Below are 20,367 nucleotides of genomic sequence, written 5' to 3'. Positions count from 1 at the left end.
GGCACACCGCCCGGCCTCCGGGCGCGCGGACGACGCCACGTGAGGTGAGTGGACCGGCGGCGCCCCCTGAGGGCCGGATCCGGGGGCGCCGCCGGTCGTCCTCGGGTACGGCGGGCCGCCGTCCGGTCAGTGCCGGACGGCGGCCGCCGCCCCCGTCATCGCGGGATCAGCTCTCGTCCTCGTCGGCGAGGATCAGGTAGAGCTTCTTGCGGGCCTCGTTGACCACGGTCATCGCCTTCTCGCGCTGCGCCGGGCTGCCGGTGGCCCAGACCTGGCGGAAGGCCTCCACCAGGCCGAAGCCTGCCTGCTTGATCTCCTGCATCGCCTCCCAGTCGATGCCACGGCCGGCCTCCTCCCAGGGGGCGTCCGAGCCCGCCTCGGCCTCGGTGCGGCCCGCCTCGGTCAGCGTGAACAGCTTCTTGCCGCCCTCGCTGGCGCTGGCGATCAGGCCCTCGTCCTCCAGCAGTTGCAGCGTCGGGTAGACCGAGCCGGGGCTCGGCTTCCACGCGCCGCCGCTGCGCTCGGCGATCTCCTGGATCATCTCGTAGCCGTGCATCGGCCGGTCCTTCAGCAGCGCGAGGATCGACGCGCGCACGTCACCGCGCCGCGCCCGGCCGCGCGGGCCGCCCCGTCCCCGTCCGGGGCCGAACGGACCGCCGCCGCCCCAGGGCCCGCCGAAGGGCGGACCGAACGGGCCGAAGGCCGCCCGCCGCTGCTCGTAGTCGCCTCGCTCGGAACCGCCCCGGCGGCCGCCGCCGTGGTGGCCACCGCGCCGCTCTCGTCCGCCGAAGTCCTCTTCGTATCCGTGGGAACGCATGACGCGCTCCTTCCTCCCGGTCGTCCCGGGTGTCGTCGTCTCTCGGTCGTCCACCGCCCGGCGACATGATCCGCCGCGCGGCACCGGATCGATCTCTGACCGATCGCGATGCCTCAACGATATATCGGTAACAGTCGTCTGGCAAGCCCCGGGCCGTTCACCCCCGGGACCAGCGCGAACGTCCCGCGCGCCTCTCAGATCGAGCGGGGTACGGCAGTGGGCCCGCCGCCGCCACCCGCTACCGTCGCGGGCATGAGGATCCGCATCGTCGACGCCTTCACCGACCGCCCGTTCGCCGGGAACCCGGCCGCCGTCGTCGTCCTGGACGACGGCGGCGGCGAGGGCGGCCCCGGCTTTCCCGCCGAGCACCACATGCTGCGCCTCGCCGCCGAGGTCAACCTCTCGGAGACCGCCTTCGTCCACCGCCTGCACGGCGACGCGCGGCAGGAGGCGGGCGCCGACTGGGCGCTGCGCTGGTTCACCCCGGCGACCGAGGTCGACATGTGCGGCCACGCCACGCTCGCGACCGCGCACGTCCTGCTGACGACCGGCGTGGCCCGGGGCACGATCTCGTTCGCCACCCGCAGCGGCGTGCTGACCGCGCGGGCCGACGGCGACGCGATCACGCTGGACTTCCCCACCGCGCCGCTGACCCGGGTCGAGGTTCCCGAAGGCCTGGCGCAGGCACTCGGCGCGCCGGTGCGGTCCGCGTACGACACCGGGCCGCACGTCGGCGACCTGCTGGCCGAGGTGGCCGACGAACGCACCGTCCGCGCCCTCGCGCCCGACCTGGCGGCGCTGGCCCGGCTCGGCCACCGGGGTGTCATCGTGACGGCGGCGGCCGAGGACCCCTCGGGCGGTCATGCCTTCGTGTCGCGGTTCTTCGGTCCGGCCGTCGGCATCCCCGAGGACCCGGTGACCGGCAGCGCCCACACCGCGCTCAGCCCCTTCTGGTCCGAGCGGCTCGGCGGCACGGACCTGGTCGGCCTCCAGGTCTCCGCGCGCACCGGCCGGGTGCGCACCGCCCTGCGCGGCGACCGCGTGCTGCTCACCGGGCACGCCGTCACCGTCATCGAGGCGGAACTGGTCGCGCCGCTGGAGTGACGCCGCGCGGCTGTGGCGCGAGAGCCGGACTCAGGTGGGCAGCCAGCCGACCTTTCCGGCCAGCAGCGCGTAGCCGACGAAGGCCACCGTGTCGATGAGCGCGTGCGCGGCGGCCATCGGCCCGACGCGGCCCCAGCGACGGTAGAGCAGGACGAAGATCACGCCCATCGCCATGTTCCCGACGAAGCCGCCGAGGCCTTGGTAGAGGTGGTAGGAGCCGCGCAGCAGCGCGCTGGCCGCCAGCGTCGCGCCCGTTCCCCACCCCAACTGGTCGAGCCTGCGCAGCAGATAGCCGAGGACGATGACCTCTTCCAGGACCGCGTTCTGCACGGCCGCCAGGATCAGGACCGGAATCCGCCACCACACCGCGGGCAGCGACTCGGGCACCACGGTGAGGTTGAACCCGGCGGCGCGGGCGCCCAGGTAGAGGGCGAGGCCGGTGCCGCCGATGCCCGCGGCGATCACGGCGCCCCGGGTGAGGTCGAAGCGGGGACGCCGCAGGTCGAAGCCGATCGCGCGCAGTCCGACGCCCTCGCGGGTCAGCAGGTGGGCCACCAGTGCCACCGGGACCAGCGCGACGGCCACGTCGAACAGCTGCCAGGCCAGATCCAGCCACGGCCGTCCCGGCGCCTGGGAGCCGACGAGGGTGGCCGCCTGGTTCTTCAGCGCTCCGGGCTTGGTCACCGAGCCGATGAAGCTGATCAGCGCGCTGACCGCGTTGGCGCCGAGGGAGAGGGCGAGGACGATCAGGGTCTCGGCGCGCAGCGTGCGCCGGTCGAGCGGGGATGTCCCGGGCATGGAGGAACTCACAGCACCTCCAACGCCCCCGGCCCCCTCCCGGGTGCCGTCCACCGTCCCGCCGTCTCGTCCGCGCACGCCGCCTCCCGGTGTGTGATCCCGTAGACCGCACACCGTAGACCGCGCCGCTGTGGGCCGCGACGCCGACGCACGGGTGCCCGCGCGGGGTCGGCCTGGACCGGGCGGCGTGTGCGCGGACGGGCTACGGCAGGCCCGCCGGCCAGCTGTGCACCGGTTCGCCCGACCGCATCAGCTCGGAGTACCGCTTGGTCATCGCCGCCAGCGCCTTGCCCCGGTCCAGGCCCCGGTCCAGACCTCGGTGGTAGGCGTCGACCTGCCAGGACGCGCCGTTGACCCGGCGGCGGCAGCGCTCCTCGATGACGCCGAGGTAACGGTCACGGTCGGAGGGGGCGACGCCCCAGGCGTCCAGTCCGCTCGCGGCCAGCGGCAGCAGTTCGTCGCGGACCAGCCGCACCGCGGGCACGGTCACCGGCCCGCCGCGGCCAGGGCCCGGCCAGCGCAGTTCGGCCTCGATGCCGTGGCGGCAGGCGGCCTCGAAGTTGGCCGCGGCGGCGGAGAACGGCAGCCGGGTCCACACCGGCCGCGGCGCCTCGGCCAGCGCGCGGATGAGCCCGTAGTAGAACGCGGCGTTGGCCACGACGTCGGTGACCGTGGGCCCCGCGGGCATCACGCGGTTCTCCACCCGAAGGTGCGGAACGCCGTCCACGACCGCGTAGACCGGGCGGTTCCAGCGGTAGATCGTGCCGTTGTGCAGTTGCAGTTCCTTCAGCGCCGGCACGCCGCCCTCGTCCAGCACCCGCAACGGATCCTCGTCGTCGCAGATCGGCAGCAACGAGGGGAAGTAGCGCACGTTCTCCTCGAACAGGTCGTACGCCCCGGAGATCCAGCGCTCGCCGAACCAGGTCAGCGGGCGCACTCCTTGCGCCTTGAGCTCCTGCGGGCGGGTGTCGGTGGCCTGCTGGAAGAGCACCGGCCGGGTCTCGCGCCACAGCTCCAGGCCGAACAGGAAGGGGGAGTTGGCGCCCAGCGCGATCTGCGGGCCGACCGCCGCCTGGGCCGCGTTCCACACCGCGGCGAAGCGCGCCGGGGTCACCTGGAGGTGCATCTGCATCGAGGTGGCCGCGGCCTCCGGCGCGATGGACGCGGAGGTGGAGGTCAGTCGCTCCACGCCGTCGATGTCCAGGGTCAGGTCCTCCCCGCGGGCGGCGAGGATGCGGTCGTTGAGGAGGGTGTAGCGGTCGGCGCGGGAGAGGTTCGCCTCCACCAGGTCCTGGGCGCCCAGCGTCGGCAGAATTCCGATCATGACAATGCACGCGTCGACTTCCGCGGCTTTGCGATCGGCATATGCGAGTCCGGTCCGCAGCTCCTCCGCCAGCTGGTCCAGCACCCGGCCGGACAGGCGGTGCGGGGCGATGTTGACCTCGATGTTGAACTGGGCCAGTTCGGTTTGGAAATCGCGGCTCGCGATGCGCTCCAGCACCTCTTCGTTCATCATGCGGGGCAGGCCGTCGGAATCCGCGAGATTCAATTCGATCTCCAGGCCCATCAGGTTGCGGGGCCGGTCGAACCGTTTCTCGGCCAGCAACCTCTCCAGCGCGGCCAGACACTGTTGCAGCTTTCTGCGGTAGCGCTGCCGATCGGACAGGTCGAACCCGCTGGCCACGACCTTTTCTCCCACGAAGCGTCCTCCTCGTACGGGCCGTGCGCCGGTTGGGCCGTGCACCGATGATGCCCAGCCCAAACGATCCATAACTCCTGCGGAGCACCCCGGTCGGCGATAGGCTCGAAGAGGTGGCACGCCTGGCACATTCCGTGGGCATACGGAACGCTGAGTACCGCCGCACGCGTGGGCCAAAGGAATGCACCGACGGGAACGCGCCATCCGCCGCGGCGCCATTCGCCCAGGCCAGAACGGCGAAGATGCTTCGGAATGCGGACGAATAACCCTCCGAAGTAGACTCATTACCCGCTTGCCCGCACCGTCGCGGGCCGGTAGCCGAATCAACGAGCGTTCACCGTTCGTATAAACTTCGCGCACAGGCAGAGAGTTCGCGACCCGCCGGCTGCGCCCCCGCGCACCCCCAGCAACGGGAAGGGATCCGCATGCCACCGCTGAATCCGGTCACCTCTGCCTCAGGGGATGTCCCGCGCCCGCCGCGTCGCTTCCCCGACCGCTCGCACTTCCGGTTCCACCGCTGACAGCGCCGTCCGCACCTTCGCCAGCCATCACCCCTGTCTCCACGAGAGGCGACCACACCATGCCGCTGCATCTCCCCTCGGCCCCCGCACCCGCTGTCCGCAGCGTCGCGGCGGCGCTCGGTTCCCCGACGGCCGTCCACGCCGCCCGCTTCCCCTCGCTGAGCGCCGCAGCGGGCCCGCTGGTCCCGGAACAGCCGCTGGCGCTGCATGTGTTGGACCCGGTGGCGACCGGTGCCGGGCTGCCGAAGGCCAGGCTGACCGGGTGGCGCTTCCTGATCCGGTGCGGTGACGTCGTGGTGGCCGCGGCCGAGACCACCATCACCCCGGACGGCTGGGCGTTCTCGCACTTCTGCGGGGGCCCGTTCCTCGCCTCCACGGTGCACGCGCTGCGCCAGGCGGACGCGCTGCCCTCGCCCTACCAGCCCAGGCTGCTGTCGGTGCCGGGGCTCTACATGCTCTGCCTGTGGCTGCACGGCGACCTCGGCGACGGCGAGCAGGCCCAGCCGGCCGCCGCGGACGTGCTGATCCCGCTCGCCCCGGCGCCGCCGGGGATCGCACCGCACCGGCCGCACCGGATGGCCGATCTGGTGCCGCTGCTGACCCACCGGCTCGCCCCGGCCCCGGCCCTGGAGACGGCCGTCTAGCGACCCCGGGAGCCGTCCCGCATCACGGAGCGCCTCCCCGTGCCGCCCGGCGCGGGGAGGCGCTCCGCGTCGTACGACGTGCTTCCGGGCCCCGCCGGTGCGCTCCCTGCCGCGGCAACCGGCCGGGCGGGTGACGCGTCATCAACGAATGAGAACGGGCGGCCCGAAATCCCTGCGGGCCGGGCGCTCATGGGGCAACACTGGAGCCGACCGACTGAAACGGGGGACGGCATGCATCCGGAATCCGACCGGTCCAGCCGCAGCACACCACAACCGCAGCGAAAGACAACGTCCATGTGCCAGCACCAGCCGCAGTGCCCGTCCGCAGACTCCGCCGACCGGGAGGCCGCCCACATCGTGGCGCACCACCCCGAGCAGGGCTGGAGCCTGCTGTGCAACGGCGTCCTGCTCTTCGAGGACACCGGCGAACTGCTGCCCGACGGCCGGATCATCGCCCCGCACCGCGCCTCGCGCGCGGGCCGGGTCGCGACGGCGGCGTAACGGACGGACACACCGCGGGGCCGGTGCGACGACGTGATCGTCGCACCGGCCCCGTGCGTTGTCCCGGCGGCACGCGCCGGGCAGGCGGGCTCAGCCCTCGTACTCGTCCAGCGGCGGGCAGGAGCAGACCAGGTTGCGGTCGCCGAAGGCGCCGTCGATGCGGCGCACCGGCGGCCAGTACTTGTCGGCCTTCGCCACCCCGGCCGGGAAGACCGCCTCGTCACGGGTGTACGGGTGGTCCCACTCGCCCGTCACGGTCGCCGCCGTGTGCGGGGCGTTGCGCAGCGGGTTGTCGTCCTGCGGCCACTCGCCCGAGCCGACGCGGTCGATCTCCGCGCGGATCGCGATCATCGTCTCGCAGAACCGGTCGAGTTCGGCCAGGTCCTCGCTCTCGGTCGGCTCGATCATCAGCGTGCCGGCCACCGGGAACGACATCGTCGGCGCGTGGAAGCCGTAGTCGATGAGCCGCTTGGCCACGTCGTCCACGGTCACGCCGGTCGACTTGGTGAGCGGGCGCAGGTCGATGATGCACTCGTGCGCGACGAGGCCGCCGGGGCCGGTGTAGAGCACCGGGAAGTACGGCGCGAGGCGCTTGGCGACGTAGTTGGCGCCGAGCACCGCGACCTGGGTGGCGCGCTTGAGGCCCTCGGCGCCCATCAGCCGGGTGTACGCCCAGGAGATCGGCAGGATGCCGGCCGAGCCCCACGGCGCCGCCGAGATCGGGCCGACGCCGGTGGCCGGGCCCGCGCTCGGCTGGAGCGGGTGGTTGGGCAGGTAGGGCGCGAGGTGGGCGCGCACCGCGACCGGGCCGACGCCGGGGCCGCCGCCGCCGTGCGGGATGCAGAAGGTCTTGTGCAGGTTCAGGTGGGAGACGTCGCCGCCGAACTCGCCCGGGCGGGCCACGCCCACCAGTGCGTTGAGGTTGGCGCCGTCCACGTAGACCTGGCCGCCGGCCTCGTGCACCTGGGCGCAGATGTCGGCGATGTGCTCCTCGAAGACGCCGTGCGTCGAGGGGTAGGTGACCATCAGCACGGCCAGCTCGTCGCGGTACTGCTCGATCTTGGCGCGCAGGTCGTCGGCGTCGACCTCGCCGTCCTCGCCGGTCTTGACGACGACGACCTTCATGCCGGCCATCACGGCGCTGGCCGCGTTGGTGCCGTGCGCGGAGGACGGGATGAGGCAGATGGTGCGCTGGGTGTCGCCGTTGGCGCGGTGGTAGGCGCGCACCGCGAGCAGTCCGGCCAGCTCGCCCTGCGATCCGGCGTTCGGCTGGATGCTGACCTTGGCGTAGCCGGTGATCTCGGCCAGTCGCTCCTCCAGCTCGTGGATGAGCGTCAGGTAGCCCTCGGCCTGCTCGACGGGCGCGAACGGGTGCAGCGCGGCGAACTCCGGCCAGGTGACCGGCTCCATCTCGGTGGTCGCGTTCAGCTTCATCGTGCACGAGCCCAGCGGGATCATGCCGCGGTCGAGCGCGTAGTCCCGGTCGGCGAGGCGGCGCAGGTAGCGCAGCATCGCGGTCTCGGAGCGGTGCTGGTGGAAGACCGGGTGCGTCAGGTAGTCCACACGGCGGGCGAGGGCGGCGGGCAGCGCGTCGTCCTCTCGCGCGTCCAGCGCCTCGATGTCGGCGGTGACCCCGAACGCCTCCCAGACGGCGGCCAGTTGGGCCCGGCCGGTGGTCTCGTCGCAGGCGATGCCGACGGTGTCCGCATCGGTCAGCCGCAGGTTGACGTCGGCGGCGCGGGCGGCGGCGACCACCTCGGCGGCCCGGCCCGGGACGCGGGCGGTGACGGTGTCGAAGAACGCGTCGTGCGCGACCTCGACGCCCCCGGCGCGCAGGCCCGCGGCGAGCACGGCGGCGTAGCGGTGGGTGCGGCGGGCGATGGCGGCCAGCCCGTCGGGACCGTGGTAGACCGCGTACATGCCGGCCATCACCGCGAGCAGGACCTGCGCGGTGCAGATGTTGCTGGTGGCCTTCTCGCGGCGGATGTGCTGCTCGCGGGTCTGGAGGGCCAGGCGGTAGGCCTTGTCGCCGTCCGCGTCGACGGAGACGCCGACCAGGCGGCCGGGCAGACTGCGGGCGTACGCCTCGCGCACCGCCATGAAGCCCGCGTGCGGTCCGCCGAAGCCCATGGGCACGCCGAAGCGCTGCGTGGTGCCGACCGCGATGTCGGCGCCCAGCTCGCCGGGCGAGGTGAGCACGGTCAGCGCCAGCAGGTCGGCGGCGACGGTGACGACCGCGCCGAGCTCGTGGGCGCGCTCGATGACCGGGCGCGGGTCGCGTACGACACCGGAGGCGCCGGGGTACTGGAGGAGCACGCCGAAGACGCCGCGTTCGGCGATCTCGGCGGGGATGCCGTCGGACAGGTCGGCGACGACGACCTCGACGCCGGTGGGCTCGGCGCGGGTCTGAAGGACGGCGACCGTCTGGGGGAACGTTTCGGCGTCGACCAGGAAGACGCCCTGCTTGACCTTGCCGACCCGGCGGGACAGCGCCATCGCCTCGGCGGCGGCGGTGCCCTCGTCCAGCAGCGAGGCGCCCGAGGTGGGCAGCCCGGTGAGGTCGGCGACGACGGTCTGGAAGTTGAGCAGCGCCTCCAGGCGGCCCTGCGAGATCTCCGGCTGGTAGGGCGTGTACGCGGTGTACCAGGCCGGGTTCTCCATGACGTTGCGCAGGATGACCGGCGGGGTGAAGGTGCCGTAGTAGCCCAGGCCGATCATGGGGTGCAGCACCTGGTTGCGGTCGGCCAGGGAGCGCAGCTCGGCCAGCACCTCGGCCTCGGTGCGCGCCTCGGGCAGGCCCAGCGCGGCGGCGGACTTGATCGCCTCGGGCACGGCGGCGGCGGTCAGCTCGTCCAGCGAGCCGTAGCCGACCTGCGCGAGCATCTTGGCCTGCGCCTCGGCGTCCGGGCCGATGTGACGCTGCTCGAAGGGCGTGCCGCGCTCCAGCTCGGCGAGGGGAATGCGGTTGGCGGTCATCTGCGGAGGCCTCCTGGTCGTACGACCTACGAGGGGCACCTCGGCTCGGGTGCCCGATCGGCCTCCCCCTCTGTCATCAACCTGAGAGCTTCGCCGTCCCGCCGGGGCGGTGCGGCTTTCACCGTCGGTGAGGAGGGGTCCCGGCCGAGTCACACGCCGGTCGGAGCCCGCCCTGCTTTTCAGAGTGACCTCGTCCATGCGGTACGGATGCCTGAGAGATTCCGGGGAGGGTTTGCTCCTTCGGCGCCCGACGATGCCGATCCCCGTCCCGCGGTGGAACAACGGGGTTCGGGGCGACGCCGCCAGGACTCTCCCGCATGGGGTCAGCAGCCGCTCTCAGCCTACCAGCGCGGGTGTCCGTGGCGGAGGGACGGAGAAGGACAGAGAGCGGCGTCACCTTCGGCGTCGGCGTCCCGATTCGACACACCCCGGAATGTGGCATTTGGTGAATACGTTAGCCCCGCCGGCGACCACGTGGAGGGACCGTGCAGACCGATGTGGATCCGCGGAGCCTGATAGGCCGCAAGGCCTTCGACCGCAACGGTGTGAAGATCGGCACCGTGGACGAGGTCTACCTGGACGACGCCACCGGTACACCCGAATGGGCGGCAGTGCGCACCGGATTCTTCGGACGTGACGCCTTCGTGCCGCTGGAGCCCAGCGAACTGCGCGACGACGTCCTGCGGGTCCCGTTCGACAAGGCCCTGGTCAAGGACGCCCCCGACTTCGGCGTCGGCCGCCACCTCTCCCCCGAACAGGAACTCCAGCTCTACCACCACTACGGACTCCAGGTACCGCCGCCCGAGGCGGAGGAGGGGTCCCCGCGCCCCGAGCCGAAGGACTTCGGCCACCTCGCGGGCGACAACGGCCGCGAGGAGTAGCGGCGGTGCCGAGCCCGCGGGGCCCCGTTCAGGACACCAGCGGCAACGGGTCCGAGGGGCTCAGCCGCGGGTCGTCCACCGGGAAGGTGCGCACCCGGCCCGGCACACCGCCCGGCACCTCGAACCGCACCGTCACCCGGCCCACCCCGCTCCCCTGCACCCACCCGGGCCCGTATTCCTCGTGGGTCACGTCCTGGCCGGGACGCCAGCGGTGCGCGGGGGTCTCCGGCACGGGGGCGGACGCGAGCGCCGTGTCGGCCCGCCGCTCCTCCGGCGCCGCGCCCCGCGTCTCCGGCCGCGCGTCGCTGCCGACCCGATCGGGCTGGCCGGTCAGACCGGCCTGAATGGCTTGGCTCGCCTGGCTGGCCTGCGCGAACAGGTCCTCCTGGGTGAAGTCCGCCAGCCCCGCCACGCCGACCCCCAGCAGCCGCACGCCGCCGGTGGTGTCGATGGCCTCGATCAGCCGGTCCGCGGTCTCCCTGACCACCACCGGGTCGTCGGTGGGTGCCCGCAGGGTCTCGGAGCGGGTGAGCGTGGTGAAGTCGTAGTGCCTGACCTTGAGGACCACCGTGCGCCCCGACCGGCCCGCCTCGCGCAGCCGCTTCACGCAGCGGTCGGCGAGCCGGGCGACCTCGGCGCGCACCCGGGCACGATCGGTCAGGTCCACGTCGAAGGTGTCCTCCACGGAGATCGACTTCACGTCCCGCTCGGCCACCACCGGCCGGTCGTCGTGCCCGATCGCCATCGCGTACAGCGACGCGCCGTGCGCCCGGCCCAGCAGCCGCACCAGCTCCGCCTCGCCCGCCTCGGCCACTTCGGCGACCGTGGTGATCCCGGCGCGCCGCAGGTGGTCGGCGGTGGCCGGGCCGACGCCCCACAGCGTGCGGACCGGCTTGGGCCCGAGGAAGGCGCGCTCGGTGCCGGGCTCGATGACGACCAGACCGTCGGGCTTGGCGGCCTCGGAACCGATCTTGGCCAGCAGCTTGGAGCCCGCGATGCCCACCGACGCGGTCAGGCCGGTCGCCGCGGCGATGTCGGCGCGCAGCCGCTCCCCGGTCTCCCGCACGGCGGCGGCCATCGCTTCCGGTGCGGCGGCCCGCAGCCGCTCGCCGCACTCCCCCGCTTCCAGGTCGACGAACGCCTCGTCCAGACTGAGCGGCTCGACCAGCGGCGACAACTCGTGCAGCAACCCCATCACGGTGTCGCTCACCCGGCGGTACAGCGCGAACCGGGGGATGAGGTACGCCGCGTGGGGGCAGAGTCTGCGGGCGTGCGCCATCGCCATCGCGGAGTGGACCCCGTGCACCCGGGCCTCGTACGACGCCGTGGCGACCACGCCGCGCGGGCCGAGTCCGCCGACGATCACGGCCTTTCCGCGCAGGCTCGGCTTCGACGCCTGCTCCACCGAGGCGTAGAAGGCGTCCATGTCGAGATGCAGGACGGTCGGCGCACTCCTCACGGCACCGATGCTGCCCCATGGGTCTGACAACGGCGTCCCGGCGGGCCGGGACGGCGGATCGGGCGGGCTCCGGGAAGCGTGCGGGTCAGACCGCGCGGTTGCCCCGGCGCCTCGCCAGTTCGTCCGCCGGGTTGTGGCCGATCAGGGTCTCGCCGGTGTCGACCCGCTCGCCGTGCAGCTGCGCCAGGTCCGCCTCGACGTCCCGCCAGACCACGCCGACCGCGATGCCGAACACGCCCTGGCCGCCCTGCAGGAGCCGCACGACCTCGTCCGGTGAGGTGCACTCGTACACCGTGGCCCCGTCGCACATCAGCGTCATGCGCGCCACGTCCTCCGCCTCCGAGGTGCTCAGATGACGTACGGCCGTGCGGATGTTCTGCAACGCGACGCCGGTGTCCAGGAGCCGCTTGACGATCTTGAGGACGACGACGTCCCGGAAGCTGTAGAGCCGCTGGGTGCCCGAACCGTAGGCCGGGCGGACGCTGGGCTCGACCAGGCCGGTGCGGGCCCAGTAGTCCAGCTGCCGGTAGGTGATGCCGGCCGCGGCGCACGCCGTGGGGCCCCGGTAGCCGACGAGGTCCGCGGCGGGCGCGGCGGCGCCTTCCGCCGCGGCCTGGTGAGAAGTGCGGGCCAGCGCCCCGCGGGCCGGGAACCCCTCGCCCACGGCCGTACCGTCGCCGGTGCTTCTCACGCCGACCTCCGTCCCTTCGCGTCCCGGAACACACGGGTGCCGCTCCGCCCGCCACCGGTGTCCGGTGCGACAGAGCGTGACCCGTTCAGGACTCTCCCACTCGACGGTAGGCAGTCACTCGGAGTGCGTCAACGATCGCCACACTCGGCACGCCGGGTGATTTCCACCCGCAGGGTGGTTTCTCGTGACCCGACAGGGGGAATAGCCGGCTTTTCGCGTCACCTGCCGCCATGAAGCGCCCCACGGCGGGCCTACTGGTTGCTGGTGCCGAAGTCCTCGGGCGAGATCTGGTCGAGGAACTCGCGGAACTTCTCCACCTCGTCCTCCTGCTCGTCAGGGATGGCGATCCCCGCGTCGTCGAGCACGCCCTCGCTGCCGAAGATGGGCGTGCCGGTGCGCAGCGCCAGCGCTATGGCGTCCGAGGGGCGGGCGCTGACCTCGACGCCGCTGGCGAACACCAGCTCCGCGTAGAAGACGCCCTCGCGCAGGTCGGTGATGCGCACCTCGGTCAGCTGCTGGCCGACCGCCTCGAGGACGTCCTTGAAGAGGTCATGGGTCAGCGGGCGCGCGGGAGTCATGCCCTGCTGGGCGAAGGCGATCGCGGTCGCCTCCCCCGGTCCGATCCAGATCGGGAGGTACCGGTCGCCTCCCACTTCACGCAGAAGCACGATCGGCTGGTTGGAGGGCATTTCCACCCGGACACCCACGACGTCGAGCTCATTCACACCAGCAACCCTAGGCCGTTACCGGAGACTTTGGGTAGTCGGGCATTCCGTCCACCGGACACCGCGACCGTCCTGCGGCTCCCGGAGGGCCCCGTTCGGCCCTGTCCGGGCGCTCAGATCTGCCGCAGGCCGAGCGCCGAGTGCACCAGGGCGCCGTGCAGCCGCACCGTCAGCGCGGCCAGCTCCCGGGCGGTCGCCTCGGCATGTGCCCTGGTCTGCGGGTTGCGGTGGCGCCGCAGCGGGGCCACGACCTGTTCGACCAGGCCCGCGTCCCGATCGGCCGCGGCCTTCACGGCCCGCAGATGGCGCGCCTCGAGACCGAACGCGCCGAGGTCCCGCACGAGCTTGGCGATGTTCACCGTCTCGGCGTCATAGCCGCCCTCGGGATGCGCCTCGATCAGGCCGTACGACTCCCACTGGGCCAGTTCGCGCTCGTCGGCGCCGGTGCGGGCCAGCAGCTCCGCGCGGTCCACCCGCACGGGCGGACCGGGCTGGGGGGCCGCGGGGTCCAGCAGTTCGGCAGGGGCGGCCTGGGCGGGCAGCGCGACCTGCTCACCCGCGTCGAAGGCGTCCAGGTGCTCGCGGATGACCTTCAGCGGCAGATAGTGGTCCCGCTGCATCCGCAGCACCTGGGCGAGCCGCTCCACGTCCCGCAGGGTGAACTTCCGGTATCCGGAAGGGGTGCGCTGCGGCTCCACCAGGCCCTCCGCCTCGAGAAAGCGGATCTTGGAGATCGTGACCTCGGGGAACTCGTCACGCAACAGGCCGAGCACCGCCCCGATGCTCATCAGCCGCCCCTCCGCGGCGGCGGCGCCGGGAGCGGCGCCGCCAGACGGTGTGCGAAGCATGAACCTTCCCTCGCGGGGGCCCCGACGCGGTCAGAGGCCCCGCTGGTTGGTGTAGAAGACCAGCCGGTACTTGCCGATCTGCACCTCGTCCCCGTTGGCCAGGGCCACCGAGTCGATGCGCTCACGGTTGACGTACGTGCCGTTGAGGCTGCCGACGTCGGCGACGGTGAAGCCGCCCTCGGGCGTGCGCCGGAACTCCACGTGCCGCCGGGAGACCGTCACGTCGTCGAGGAAGATGTCGCTCTGCGGGTGACGGCCGGCGGTGGTCAACTCGGAGTCCAGCAGGAAGCGGCTTCCGGAGTTGGGACCACGACGGACGACCAGCAGCGCCGAGCCGAACGGCAGCGCGTCCACCGCGGCCTGTGCCTCGGGGGACAGCGAGGGCATCGCCGTCTGCCCGGTGGCCTCCGCGTCGTACGCCTCCAGGCCCGAGATGGAGATCGTGGAGGTGGTCTCCGAGGCCCGCTCGGGCTGAACGCCACCTCGCAGCGGCGCACCGCAGTGCGAGCAGAAGCGGCTGGCCTGCGCGTTCTGGTGGCCGCACCTGCTGCACACCGGCAAGTCCGTCATGGACTGCGCCTCCTGCCCGGGCCCGCCCGCCGCCGTCGACGGGTCCTGGAAACCTATGCGGCCCGCCGAGGCCGGGTCAACGGGCGCCACGCCGGGGCCGCCCGGAAACTCACCGCCCGGAGCAACCGTCTCGTCCCGGAAGAGCGGGCGACCCGCGTCCGGCTCCTCCCCCTCGCGCGGCAACCGGTGACGCGCCGTAGCGGGCTCCCCCGCCTGCTGCCGCGCGCTCTTGCCGAACAACCTTCCAAACAACTTCACGGGCGATTCCCCTTGAAAGAAACAGACCCGCCCGTGGGGCAGGACGAACCCTCGCAACACAGACCGGCCGCGCCGGTCATACGGACAACGAACCAGGTCACTACAGAGTTTCCACCACGCACCGCCCCTTCGGTGCGCCGACCCCCCGCACGGTCATCCCCGTTCCCGGTCCACTCCATGCTCTCCCGCCTCACTGGCCCGACGACCGAGCGTAGTCAGGCTGTTTCGCGGATCGCAAGGCGTCCACGATGATCTTCTGCGACGCTACAACGGATACCGTGGCCTGCTCCTTCTGCATGGTCTGCACCACACCCCCGGGGATGTTCAACGCCGGTTCGAGGTCCGGCGGGTTGCCGATGACCTTGAAGACGTACGGCTGCGAGACCTTGTGACCGTCGATCTGCACCCCGCCGCCGCTCGCGTCGGTGAAGTACGTGGACGCCACCGCCCGCACGTCGTTGATCTGGATCGCCTCGGCACCGGCGGCCCTCAGCTCCTCCAGCGTGTCGAGGAGGTCGTCGGAGGCGACGGTGCCGCCACGGATCGTGAGCGTGATCCCGGGGCCCTGCGCCGCCACCGTACCGGCCAGCACGCCCAGTTCCTGGGACTTCCGCTCGGTCTGTCGGCGTGCCTCCGCGGCCTGGTCGGAGCTGGTCCGCAGTTCGGTGGCCTGGTTGTCCAGATCGCGCTTCTCGTCCTGGAGACGCTGAGTCCTGGCGTCCAGTTCCGACAGGATGCGGACGAGGTCCTCCTGGCGGGCGCCGCGCAGCACCCCGTTGTCGCTCGTGGTGCGCACCTGGATGGCGAGTCCCAGGCCGAGCGCGAACAGCAGGACCGCGACGATGAATTGGGCGCGGGTCAGGCGCGGCGGCCACAGGCTGCGGGCGAGCCGCTGACGCCCGGTGGAGCGGTCGGAGTGGTCGTCCCGGGCGGTCCGCCCGGTCTCCGCCTTCCCTTCGGCCGCACTGCCCTCGTGTCCCGGTGCGCCGCGCTCCTCCGGGGGCAGCGGTCGGCGGGGCGGCCGGTCCTCACCGCCGCGCGGGGTCTCCTCGTCGCTCATGCCGCCCTCACGCCCGGAACACGTGGCGCCGGATGGCGGCCGCGTTGGAGAAGATGCGGATGCCGAGCACCACGACGACGCCGGTGGACAGTTGGGCGCCGACGCCGAGCTTGTCGCCGAGGAAGACGATCAGCGCGGCGACGACCACGTTGGACAGGAAGGAGACGACGAAGACCTTGTCGTCGAAGATGCCGTCGAGCATGGCGCGGATGCCGCCGAACACGGCGTCGAGTGCCGCGACCACGGCGATCGGCAGATAGGGCTCGACCGCCGACGGCACGACCGGCCGGAGCACGAGCCCGACCACCACCCCGACGACGAGGCCCACTACGGCGATCACTTGTTGCCCTTCCTTGTCTCGGCTGTACTCGACGCGGAGCCGCTGGGGACCGGCGTCGCCTCGCGCAGCGCCAGGCTCGCCGCCGCGGGCAGCCGCAGACCGTTTCGTACCGAAATGGTCGCGCGGACACCGTAGTTGTCCTGGAGCACCTGGAGGTACACCCCGCCCGCGCTGTTCTCGAACGACGACTGCAGCTGCTTGCCGTCGCCGATCGCCAGCACGGTGTACGGCGGCACCAGCGGCCGGTCGTTGACCAGTATCGCCTGACCGGCGTCGCGGATCGCCGACAGCTGGGTCAGGCGCTGCCCGTTGACGGAGATCGCCTCCGCGCCGGCCGACCACAGGCCGTTGACGATGCGCTGCATGTCCCGGTCCCGTACGCGGCCGGTGTCGGAGAAGTCGTCATTGTTCCGGGGGTTGGCGCCGGTGCCGGCGGTCGCCTGCGGGGCGTCGTCGACGACGAGTTGCACCCCCGGCCCGGTGACCGCCGTCGCGCCCGCGAGCAGTGCCGCGAGGTCCGCCTGCGCGACGTCGCCCTTCGGCAACGCCTTGCGCTGCTGCGCCTCGACCTGCCGGCGCAGCGTGTTGACGTCGTGCTGCGTCTGGTCGGCGCCCTTGGTCTCGGCGTTGATGCGGTCGATCAGCTCCTGGCGCTCCTTGGCCAGCGTCGGCGCGGCAAACTGCGCCTGCGCGGCGCCCAACGTCACGACCAGGGCGACGAGGACCAGGCCCAGCGCGAACCCCGCCTTGGCCTTCGTCGTACGCGGCAGGCGCGAACGGCCGGTCTCGCCCCGGCGGGCGGTCGCCTCGGCGTACCCGTCGTCGAGGCTGTGCTCCATGATGTTGGTCAGCAGCGACATGGAGGCGTCACGGCGCGGTGGCGTCGTGGCGGACCGGTCCCGGGGCTGCTGCGGCATGCCGCACATCGTCGCACGTGGAGCGGCCCCATCTCGAACGGACCCCGCGGGACGCGCCGTTCACGCGGGGCCCGGTCGCGCACCGGCCGGTACGGTGCCGCACCGCGTCACACGGGCGCCTTCGTACCGGCCGGTCCTGGCTCGCGGGTCAGCGGCCCGCGCTGTCCACCACCTGCGACCACTCGTCCAGCAGGGCCTGCGCGGAGGCGTCGTCGGGCCCTTCCGCCCACAGCCGGGTGACGGCCTCGGCCGGGTCGGGCAGCACCATCACCCAGCGCCCGTCCGCCTCCACCACCCGCACGCCGTCGGTGGTGTCGACCGATCGGTCGCCCGCCGCCTCGACCACCCGCCGCATGACCATGCCCTTGACCGCCCACGGCGTCGCCAGGTCCCGCTTGAGGACGTGGGCGCGCGGGATGCGGGCGTCGATCTGGCTCAGGGTGAGCTGGGTACGGGCCACCAGGCCGACCAGCCGTACGAAGGCCGCCGCGCCGTCGAAGACGCTGCTGAACTCCGGCACGATCAGACCGCCCCGGCCGTCGCCTCCGAACATGGTCGACTCCGCGCGGCAGACCCGGGTCAGGTCGTCCGGCGAGGTCGTCGTCCACTCCACCTGCGTGCCGTGGTACGCGGCCACCTGCTCGGCGATACGCGTCGTGGTCACCGGCAGCGCCACCCGGCCACTGCGCCGTTCGGCGGCGACCAGGTCCAGCATGACCAGCAGCGCCCGGTCGTCCTCCACGATCCGGCCGCGCTCGTCGACCAGCGAGATGCGTTCACCGACCGGGTCGAAGCGCACCCCGAACGCGGCGCGGGCCGACGCCACGATCTCGCCGAGCCGCACCAGGCCGGAACGCCGCTCGTCCGCGGTCTCGGTCGGCCGTGCCTCGTCCAGGCCGGGGTTGATGGTCAGCGCCTCCACCCCGAGGCGGCCGAGCAGCGTCGGCAGCACGATGCCCGCGCTGCCGTGGGCCGCGTCCACCACGACCTTCAGCCCCGACTCGCGGACCCCGGTGGTGTCGACGGTGCGCAACAGGGCGCCCGCGTAGGAGTCGAAGACGCTGGAGGGGAAGGTCAGGTCGCCGATCTCGCCGGGGAACGCCCTGCGGTACTCCTGGCGGGCGAAGACCCGGTCCAGCTTGCGCTGCCCGCCCTGCGAGAGGTCGGCGCCGCGCTCGTCGAAGAACATGATGTCCACGGAGTCCGGGACACCGGGCGTGGTTCTGATCATCACACCGCCCGCGCTGCCGCGCGCGGTCATCTGCCGGGCCACCGGCATCGGCACGTTCTCCAGGTCGCGCACGTCGATGGCGCTGGCCTGGAGCGCGGAGATGACGGCACGTTTCAGCGCCCGCGCACCACGGGAGTGGTCACGCGCGGTCGTGACCGTGGCGCCCTTCTTCAACGTGGTCGCGTACGCGCCCGCCAGGCGGACGGCCAGCTCCGGGGTGATCTCCACGTTGAGGATGCCGGACACGCCCCGGGCGCCGAACAGATGCGCCTGGCCGCGCGACTCCCAGATGACCGAGGTGTTGACGAAGGCGCCGGCCTCGATGGTCTTGAAGGGGTAGACCCGCACGTTGCCGGCGATGATCGACTCCTCGCCGATCAGGCACTCGTCACCGATGACCGCGCCGTCGTCCACGCGTGCGGCGCGCATGACGTCGGTGTTGCGGCCGATGACGCAGCCGCGCAGGTTGGTCTGCGGACCGATGTAGACGTTGTCGTGCACGACCGCCTTGTGGAGGAAGGCGCCGGACTTCACGACGACGTTGGAGCCGACGACCGAGTGCTCGCGCACCTCCGCGCCCGCCTCGACCTTGGCGTAGTCGCCGATGTAGAGCGGACCGCGCAGCACGGAGTCGGGGTGCACCTCGGCACCTTCGGCGACCCAGACGCCCGGCGAGATCTCGAACCCGTCGATGTCGACGTCGACATGGCCTTCGAGCACGTCGGCCTGGGCCTTCACGTAGCTCTCGTGCGTGCCCACGTCCTCCCAGTAGCCCTCGGCGATATAGCCGTAGACGGGCTTGCCCTCCTTCATCAGCTGCGGGAAGACGTCACCGGACCAGTCGACGGAGGTGTCGGCCTCGACGTAGTCGAAGACCTCGGGCTCCATCACGTAGATGCCGGTGTTCACGGTGTCGGAGAAGACCTGGCCCCAGGTCGGCTTCTCCAGGAAGCGCTCGACCTTGCCTTCCTCGTCCACGATCGTGATGCCGAACTCCAGCGGGTTCGGCACCCGGGTCAGGCAGACCGTGACCAGCGCGCCCTTTTCCCGGTGGAAGCGCACGAGATCGGTCAGGTCGAAATCGGTCAGGGCGTCACCGGAAATGACCAGGAACGAGTCGTCCTTGAGCGCTTCCTCCGCGTTCTTTACACTCCCCGCGGTGCCGAGTGGCTTCTCCTCGTGGGCGTAGGTGAGGTCCATCCCCAGTTCCTCGCCGTCGCCGAAGTAGTTTTTGACGAGCGAAGCGAGAAACTGGACGGTCACCACGGTCTCGGTGAGACCATGCCGCTTGAGCAGCCGCAGCACGTGCTCCATGATCGGCCGGTTGGCCACCGGCAGGAGCGGCTTGGGCATGCTCGAGGTCATCGGGCGAAGGCGCGTGCCCTCGCCGCCGGCCATCACGACGGCCTTCATGTCGGAAGCGTCCTCCTCGAAGAGACGGCGTTCTTGCCGACCTCACCCCACCAGGATGACCCACCGACCTCGCGCCTGTCTCGCGCAACGATCTCGCCTGGGGCGCCGCGGGCACCGGTGACCTCGGGAGTACGCCGAGGCATCGGGTTCAGCCGACCGTGGCGTCCGCCCGGACAAGTCGGCGGACCTGGACCACGTAAAGGATCCCTGCCCACCAGTAGAGGGTCGTACCCCATCCGGCGAACGCCCATCCGAAAATAGCAGCGGTGGTGTGCAGCCACCCGCTGCCCACGCTCAGAAGGAGCAGGGGGAACGCGTACATGAGGTTGAACGTCGCCGCCTTGCCCAGGAAGTTCACCTGCGGCGGCCCGTACCCGTGCCGGCGCAGCACGAGCACCATCACCCCGAGCATCAGCTCTCGCGCCACCAGCGCACCGGTCAGCCACCACGGCAGGATCTCCCGCCAGGTCAGACCCACCAGCGTCGAGATGATGTAGAGCCGGTCGGCGGCCGGGTCGAGCACCCGGCCGAGACTGCTGATCTGGTTCCAGCGACGCGCGAGCTTGCCGTCCAGGTAGTCACTGACACCGCTGAACGCCAGGATCAGCAACGCCCATCCGTCGCTCCGGGGCCCACCGAACTCGGGACGCAGGATCAGCCACAGGAAGACCGGCACACCGACGAGCCGGGCCATGCTCAGGATGTTGGGGATGGTGAGGACCCGGTCCGTCTGCACCCGTGTTTCCTGGACCTCCACCCGCCGTGCCTCCTGTAGCCCTCAGTCCCTGCCGAACGATGCTCCATGACCCTACCGGGGCCAACCGGGCCCCTGTGCGCAGGGGCCCCGCCATAACGCAAAAAGCCGCTGGCTGGTGGCAGGTTGACCCTGCACACCAGCCAGCGGCTGAATAATT

The 20,367-nt window shown here is 72.1% G+C and carries 18 protein-coding genes and 1 riboswitch; of the genes, 4 read left to right on the top strand and 14 right to left on the bottom strand.

The features are described 5' to 3' along the window. Positions 1-166: 166 nt before the first annotated feature. Entirely contained in the window at positions 167-817 is a 651-nt protein-coding gene (locus K7472_RS13920) for a PadR family transcriptional regulator (protein WP_222977702.1), read from the bottom strand. A 252-nt stretch (positions 818-1,069) separates the two neighbouring features. Between K7472_RS13920 and K7472_RS13915 the strand changes: the two genes are divergently transcribed. Further along, on the top strand, positions 1,070-1,921 hold the full coding sequence (locus K7472_RS13915; RefSeq protein WP_222977701.1) for a PhzF family phenazine biosynthesis protein: 852 nt from the start codon (positions 1,070-1,072) through the stop codon (positions 1,919-1,921). A gap of 30 nt (positions 1,922-1,951) precedes the next feature. On the opposite strand, the gene K7472_RS13910 is transcribed toward K7472_RS13915, so the two are convergent. Then, positions 1,952-2,719 (bottom strand): CPBP family intramembrane glutamic endopeptidase, encoded by a 768-nt coding sequence (locus K7472_RS13910; protein ID WP_222977700.1) that lies wholly within the window; start codon positions 2,717-2,719, stop codon positions 1,952-1,954. Positions 2,720-2,921: 202 nt separating this feature from the next. Then, positions 2,922-4,418, bottom strand: coding sequence for a glutamate-cysteine ligase family protein (locus tag K7472_RS13905; RefSeq protein WP_222977698.1), 1,497 nt, complete (start codon positions 4,416-4,418; stop codon positions 2,922-2,924). 580 nt (positions 4,419-4,998) lie between these two features. Between K7472_RS13905 and K7472_RS13900 the strand changes: the two genes are divergently transcribed. Both K7472_RS13900 and K7472_RS13895 read left to right on the top strand, forming a co-directional pair. After that, complete coding sequence (locus tag K7472_RS13900) at positions 4,999-5,583, top strand: hypothetical protein (RefSeq protein ID WP_222977696.1); 585 nt, start codon at positions 4,999-5,001, stop codon at positions 5,581-5,583. A gap of 294 nt (positions 5,584-5,877) precedes the next feature. Continuing rightward, positions 5,878-6,084: a DUF5999 family protein gene (locus K7472_RS13895; RefSeq protein ID WP_222977694.1), complete on the top strand. Its 207-nt coding sequence runs from the start codon at positions 5,878-5,880 to the stop codon at positions 6,082-6,084. Positions 6,085-6,174: 90 nt separating this feature from the next. On the opposite strand, the gene gcvP is transcribed toward K7472_RS13895, so the two are convergent. After that, entirely contained in the window at positions 6,175-9,060 is a 2,886-nt protein-coding gene (gene gcvP / locus K7472_RS13890; protein WP_222977692.1) for an aminomethyl-transferring glycine dehydrogenase, read from the bottom strand. Positions 9,061-9,249: 189 nt separating this feature from the next. Beyond that, positions 9,250-9,386: riboswitch (glycine riboswitch) on the bottom strand. A gap of 159 nt (positions 9,387-9,545) precedes the next feature. On the opposite strand from gcvP, the gene K7472_RS13885 reads away from it, so the two are divergent. Beyond that, positions 9,546-9,941 (top strand): PRC-barrel domain-containing protein, encoded by a 396-nt coding sequence (locus K7472_RS13885; RefSeq protein WP_222977690.1) that lies wholly within the window; start codon positions 9,546-9,548, stop codon positions 9,939-9,941. A 28-nt stretch (positions 9,942-9,969) separates the two neighbouring features. On the opposite strand, the gene K7472_RS13880 is transcribed toward K7472_RS13885, so the two are convergent. The 10 genes from K7472_RS13880 to clsA form a co-directional block, all read right to left on the bottom strand. Then, positions 9,970-11,400: a DNA polymerase IV gene (locus tag K7472_RS13880; RefSeq protein WP_222977687.1), complete on the bottom strand. Its 1,431-nt coding sequence runs from the start codon at positions 11,398-11,400 to the stop codon at positions 9,970-9,972. An 85-nt stretch (positions 11,401-11,485) separates the two neighbouring features. Beyond that, positions 11,486-12,034: a MerR family transcriptional regulator gene (locus K7472_RS13875; RefSeq protein ID WP_252395600.1), complete on the bottom strand. Its 549-nt coding sequence runs from the start codon at positions 12,032-12,034 to the stop codon at positions 11,486-11,488. A gap of 308 nt (positions 12,035-12,342) precedes the next feature. After that, positions 12,343-12,816 carry a bifunctional nuclease family protein gene (locus K7472_RS13870; RefSeq protein WP_109445602.1) on the bottom strand — a complete coding sequence of 158 codons (474 nt, stop codon included), beginning with the start codon at positions 12,814-12,816 and terminating at the stop codon, positions 12,343-12,345. A gap of 113 nt (positions 12,817-12,929) precedes the next feature. After that, positions 12,930-13,664 carry a transcriptional regulator FtsR gene (ftsR, locus tag K7472_RS13865; protein WP_222977683.1) on the bottom strand — a complete coding sequence of 245 codons (735 nt, stop codon included), beginning with the start codon at positions 13,662-13,664 and terminating at the stop codon, positions 12,930-12,932. A 30-nt stretch (positions 13,665-13,694) separates the two neighbouring features. Then, positions 13,695-14,588, bottom strand: coding sequence for a double zinc ribbon and FHA domain-containing protein (locus K7472_RS32640; RefSeq protein WP_372457964.1), 894 nt, complete (start codon positions 14,586-14,588; stop codon positions 13,695-13,697). A 94-nt stretch (positions 14,589-14,682) separates the two neighbouring features. Continuing rightward, entirely contained in the window at positions 14,683-15,552 is an 870-nt protein-coding gene (locus tag K7472_RS13855) for a DUF881 domain-containing protein (RefSeq protein ID WP_222977680.1), read from the bottom strand. Positions 15,553-15,559: 7 nt separating this feature from the next. Continuing rightward, positions 15,560-15,892 carry a small basic family protein gene (locus tag K7472_RS13850; protein ID WP_222977679.1) on the bottom strand — a complete coding sequence of 111 codons (333 nt, stop codon included), beginning with the start codon at positions 15,890-15,892 and terminating at the stop codon, positions 15,560-15,562. After that, positions 15,889-16,818 carry a DUF881 domain-containing protein gene (locus tag K7472_RS13845; protein WP_222977678.1) on the bottom strand — a complete coding sequence of 310 codons (930 nt, stop codon included), beginning with the start codon at positions 16,816-16,818 and terminating at the stop codon, positions 15,889-15,891. Before K7472_RS13845 ends, K7472_RS13850 begins: the two co-directional genes overlap by 4 nt. A 139-nt stretch (positions 16,819-16,957) precedes the next feature. Continuing rightward, positions 16,958-19,453 (bottom strand): mannose-1-phosphate guanyltransferase, encoded by a 2,496-nt coding sequence (locus K7472_RS13840; protein WP_222977676.1) that lies wholly within the window; start codon positions 19,451-19,453, stop codon positions 16,958-16,960. Positions 19,454-19,601: 148 nt separating this feature from the next. Next, positions 19,602-20,210 carry a cardiolipin synthase ClsA gene (clsA, locus tag K7472_RS13835; RefSeq protein ID WP_222977675.1) on the bottom strand — a complete coding sequence of 203 codons (609 nt, stop codon included), beginning with the start codon at positions 20,208-20,210 and terminating at the stop codon, positions 19,602-19,604. Positions 20,211-20,367: the final 157 nt, after the last annotated feature.

The sequence above is a fragment of the Streptantibioticus parmotrematis genome, assembly GCF_019890615.1.
Taxonomy (GTDB): Bacteria; Actinomycetota; Actinomycetes; order Streptomycetales; family Streptomycetaceae; genus Streptantibioticus_D; species Streptantibioticus_D parmotrematis.
This window is presented reverse-complemented; position numbering and strand designations above follow the sequence as displayed.

Bases quoted from the DNA above. Each gene is read 5' to 3' on its own strand.
- K7472_RS13900 (WP_222977696.1), top strand. From the start codon at position 4,999: ATGCCGCTGCATCTCCCCTCGGCCCCCGCACCCGCTGTCCGCAGCGTC.
- K7472_RS13920 (WP_222977702.1), bottom strand. From the start codon at position 817: ATGCGTTCCCACGGATACGAAGAGGACTTCGGCGGACGAGAGCGGCGC.
- K7472_RS13910 (WP_222977700.1), bottom strand. From the start codon at position 2,719: ATGCCCGGGACATCCCCGCTCGACCGGCGCACGCTGCGCGCCGAGACC.
- K7472_RS13915 (WP_222977701.1), top strand. From the start codon at position 1,070: ATGAGGATCCGCATCGTCGACGCCTTCACCGACCGCCCGTTCGCCGGG.
- K7472_RS13855 (WP_222977680.1), bottom strand. From the start codon at position 15,552: ATGAGCGACGAGGAGACCCCGCGCGGCGGTGAGGACCGGCCGCCCCGC.
- K7472_RS13840 (WP_222977676.1), bottom strand. From the start codon at position 19,453: ATGAAGGCCGTCGTGATGGCCGGCGGCGAGGGCACGCGCCTTCGCCCG.
- ftsR (WP_222977683.1), bottom strand. From the start codon at position 13,664: ATGCTTCGCACACCGTCTGGCGGCGCCGCTCCCGGCGCCGCCGCCGCG.
- gcvP (WP_222977692.1), bottom strand. From the start codon at position 9,060: ATGACCGCCAACCGCATTCCCCTCGCCGAGCTGGAGCGCGGCACGCCC.
- K7472_RS13845 (WP_222977678.1), bottom strand. From the start codon at position 16,818: ATGTGCGGCATGCCGCAGCAGCCCCGGGACCGGTCCGCCACGACGCCA.
- K7472_RS13895 (WP_222977694.1), top strand. From the start codon at position 5,878: ATGTGCCAGCACCAGCCGCAGTGCCCGTCCGCAGACTCCGCCGACCGG.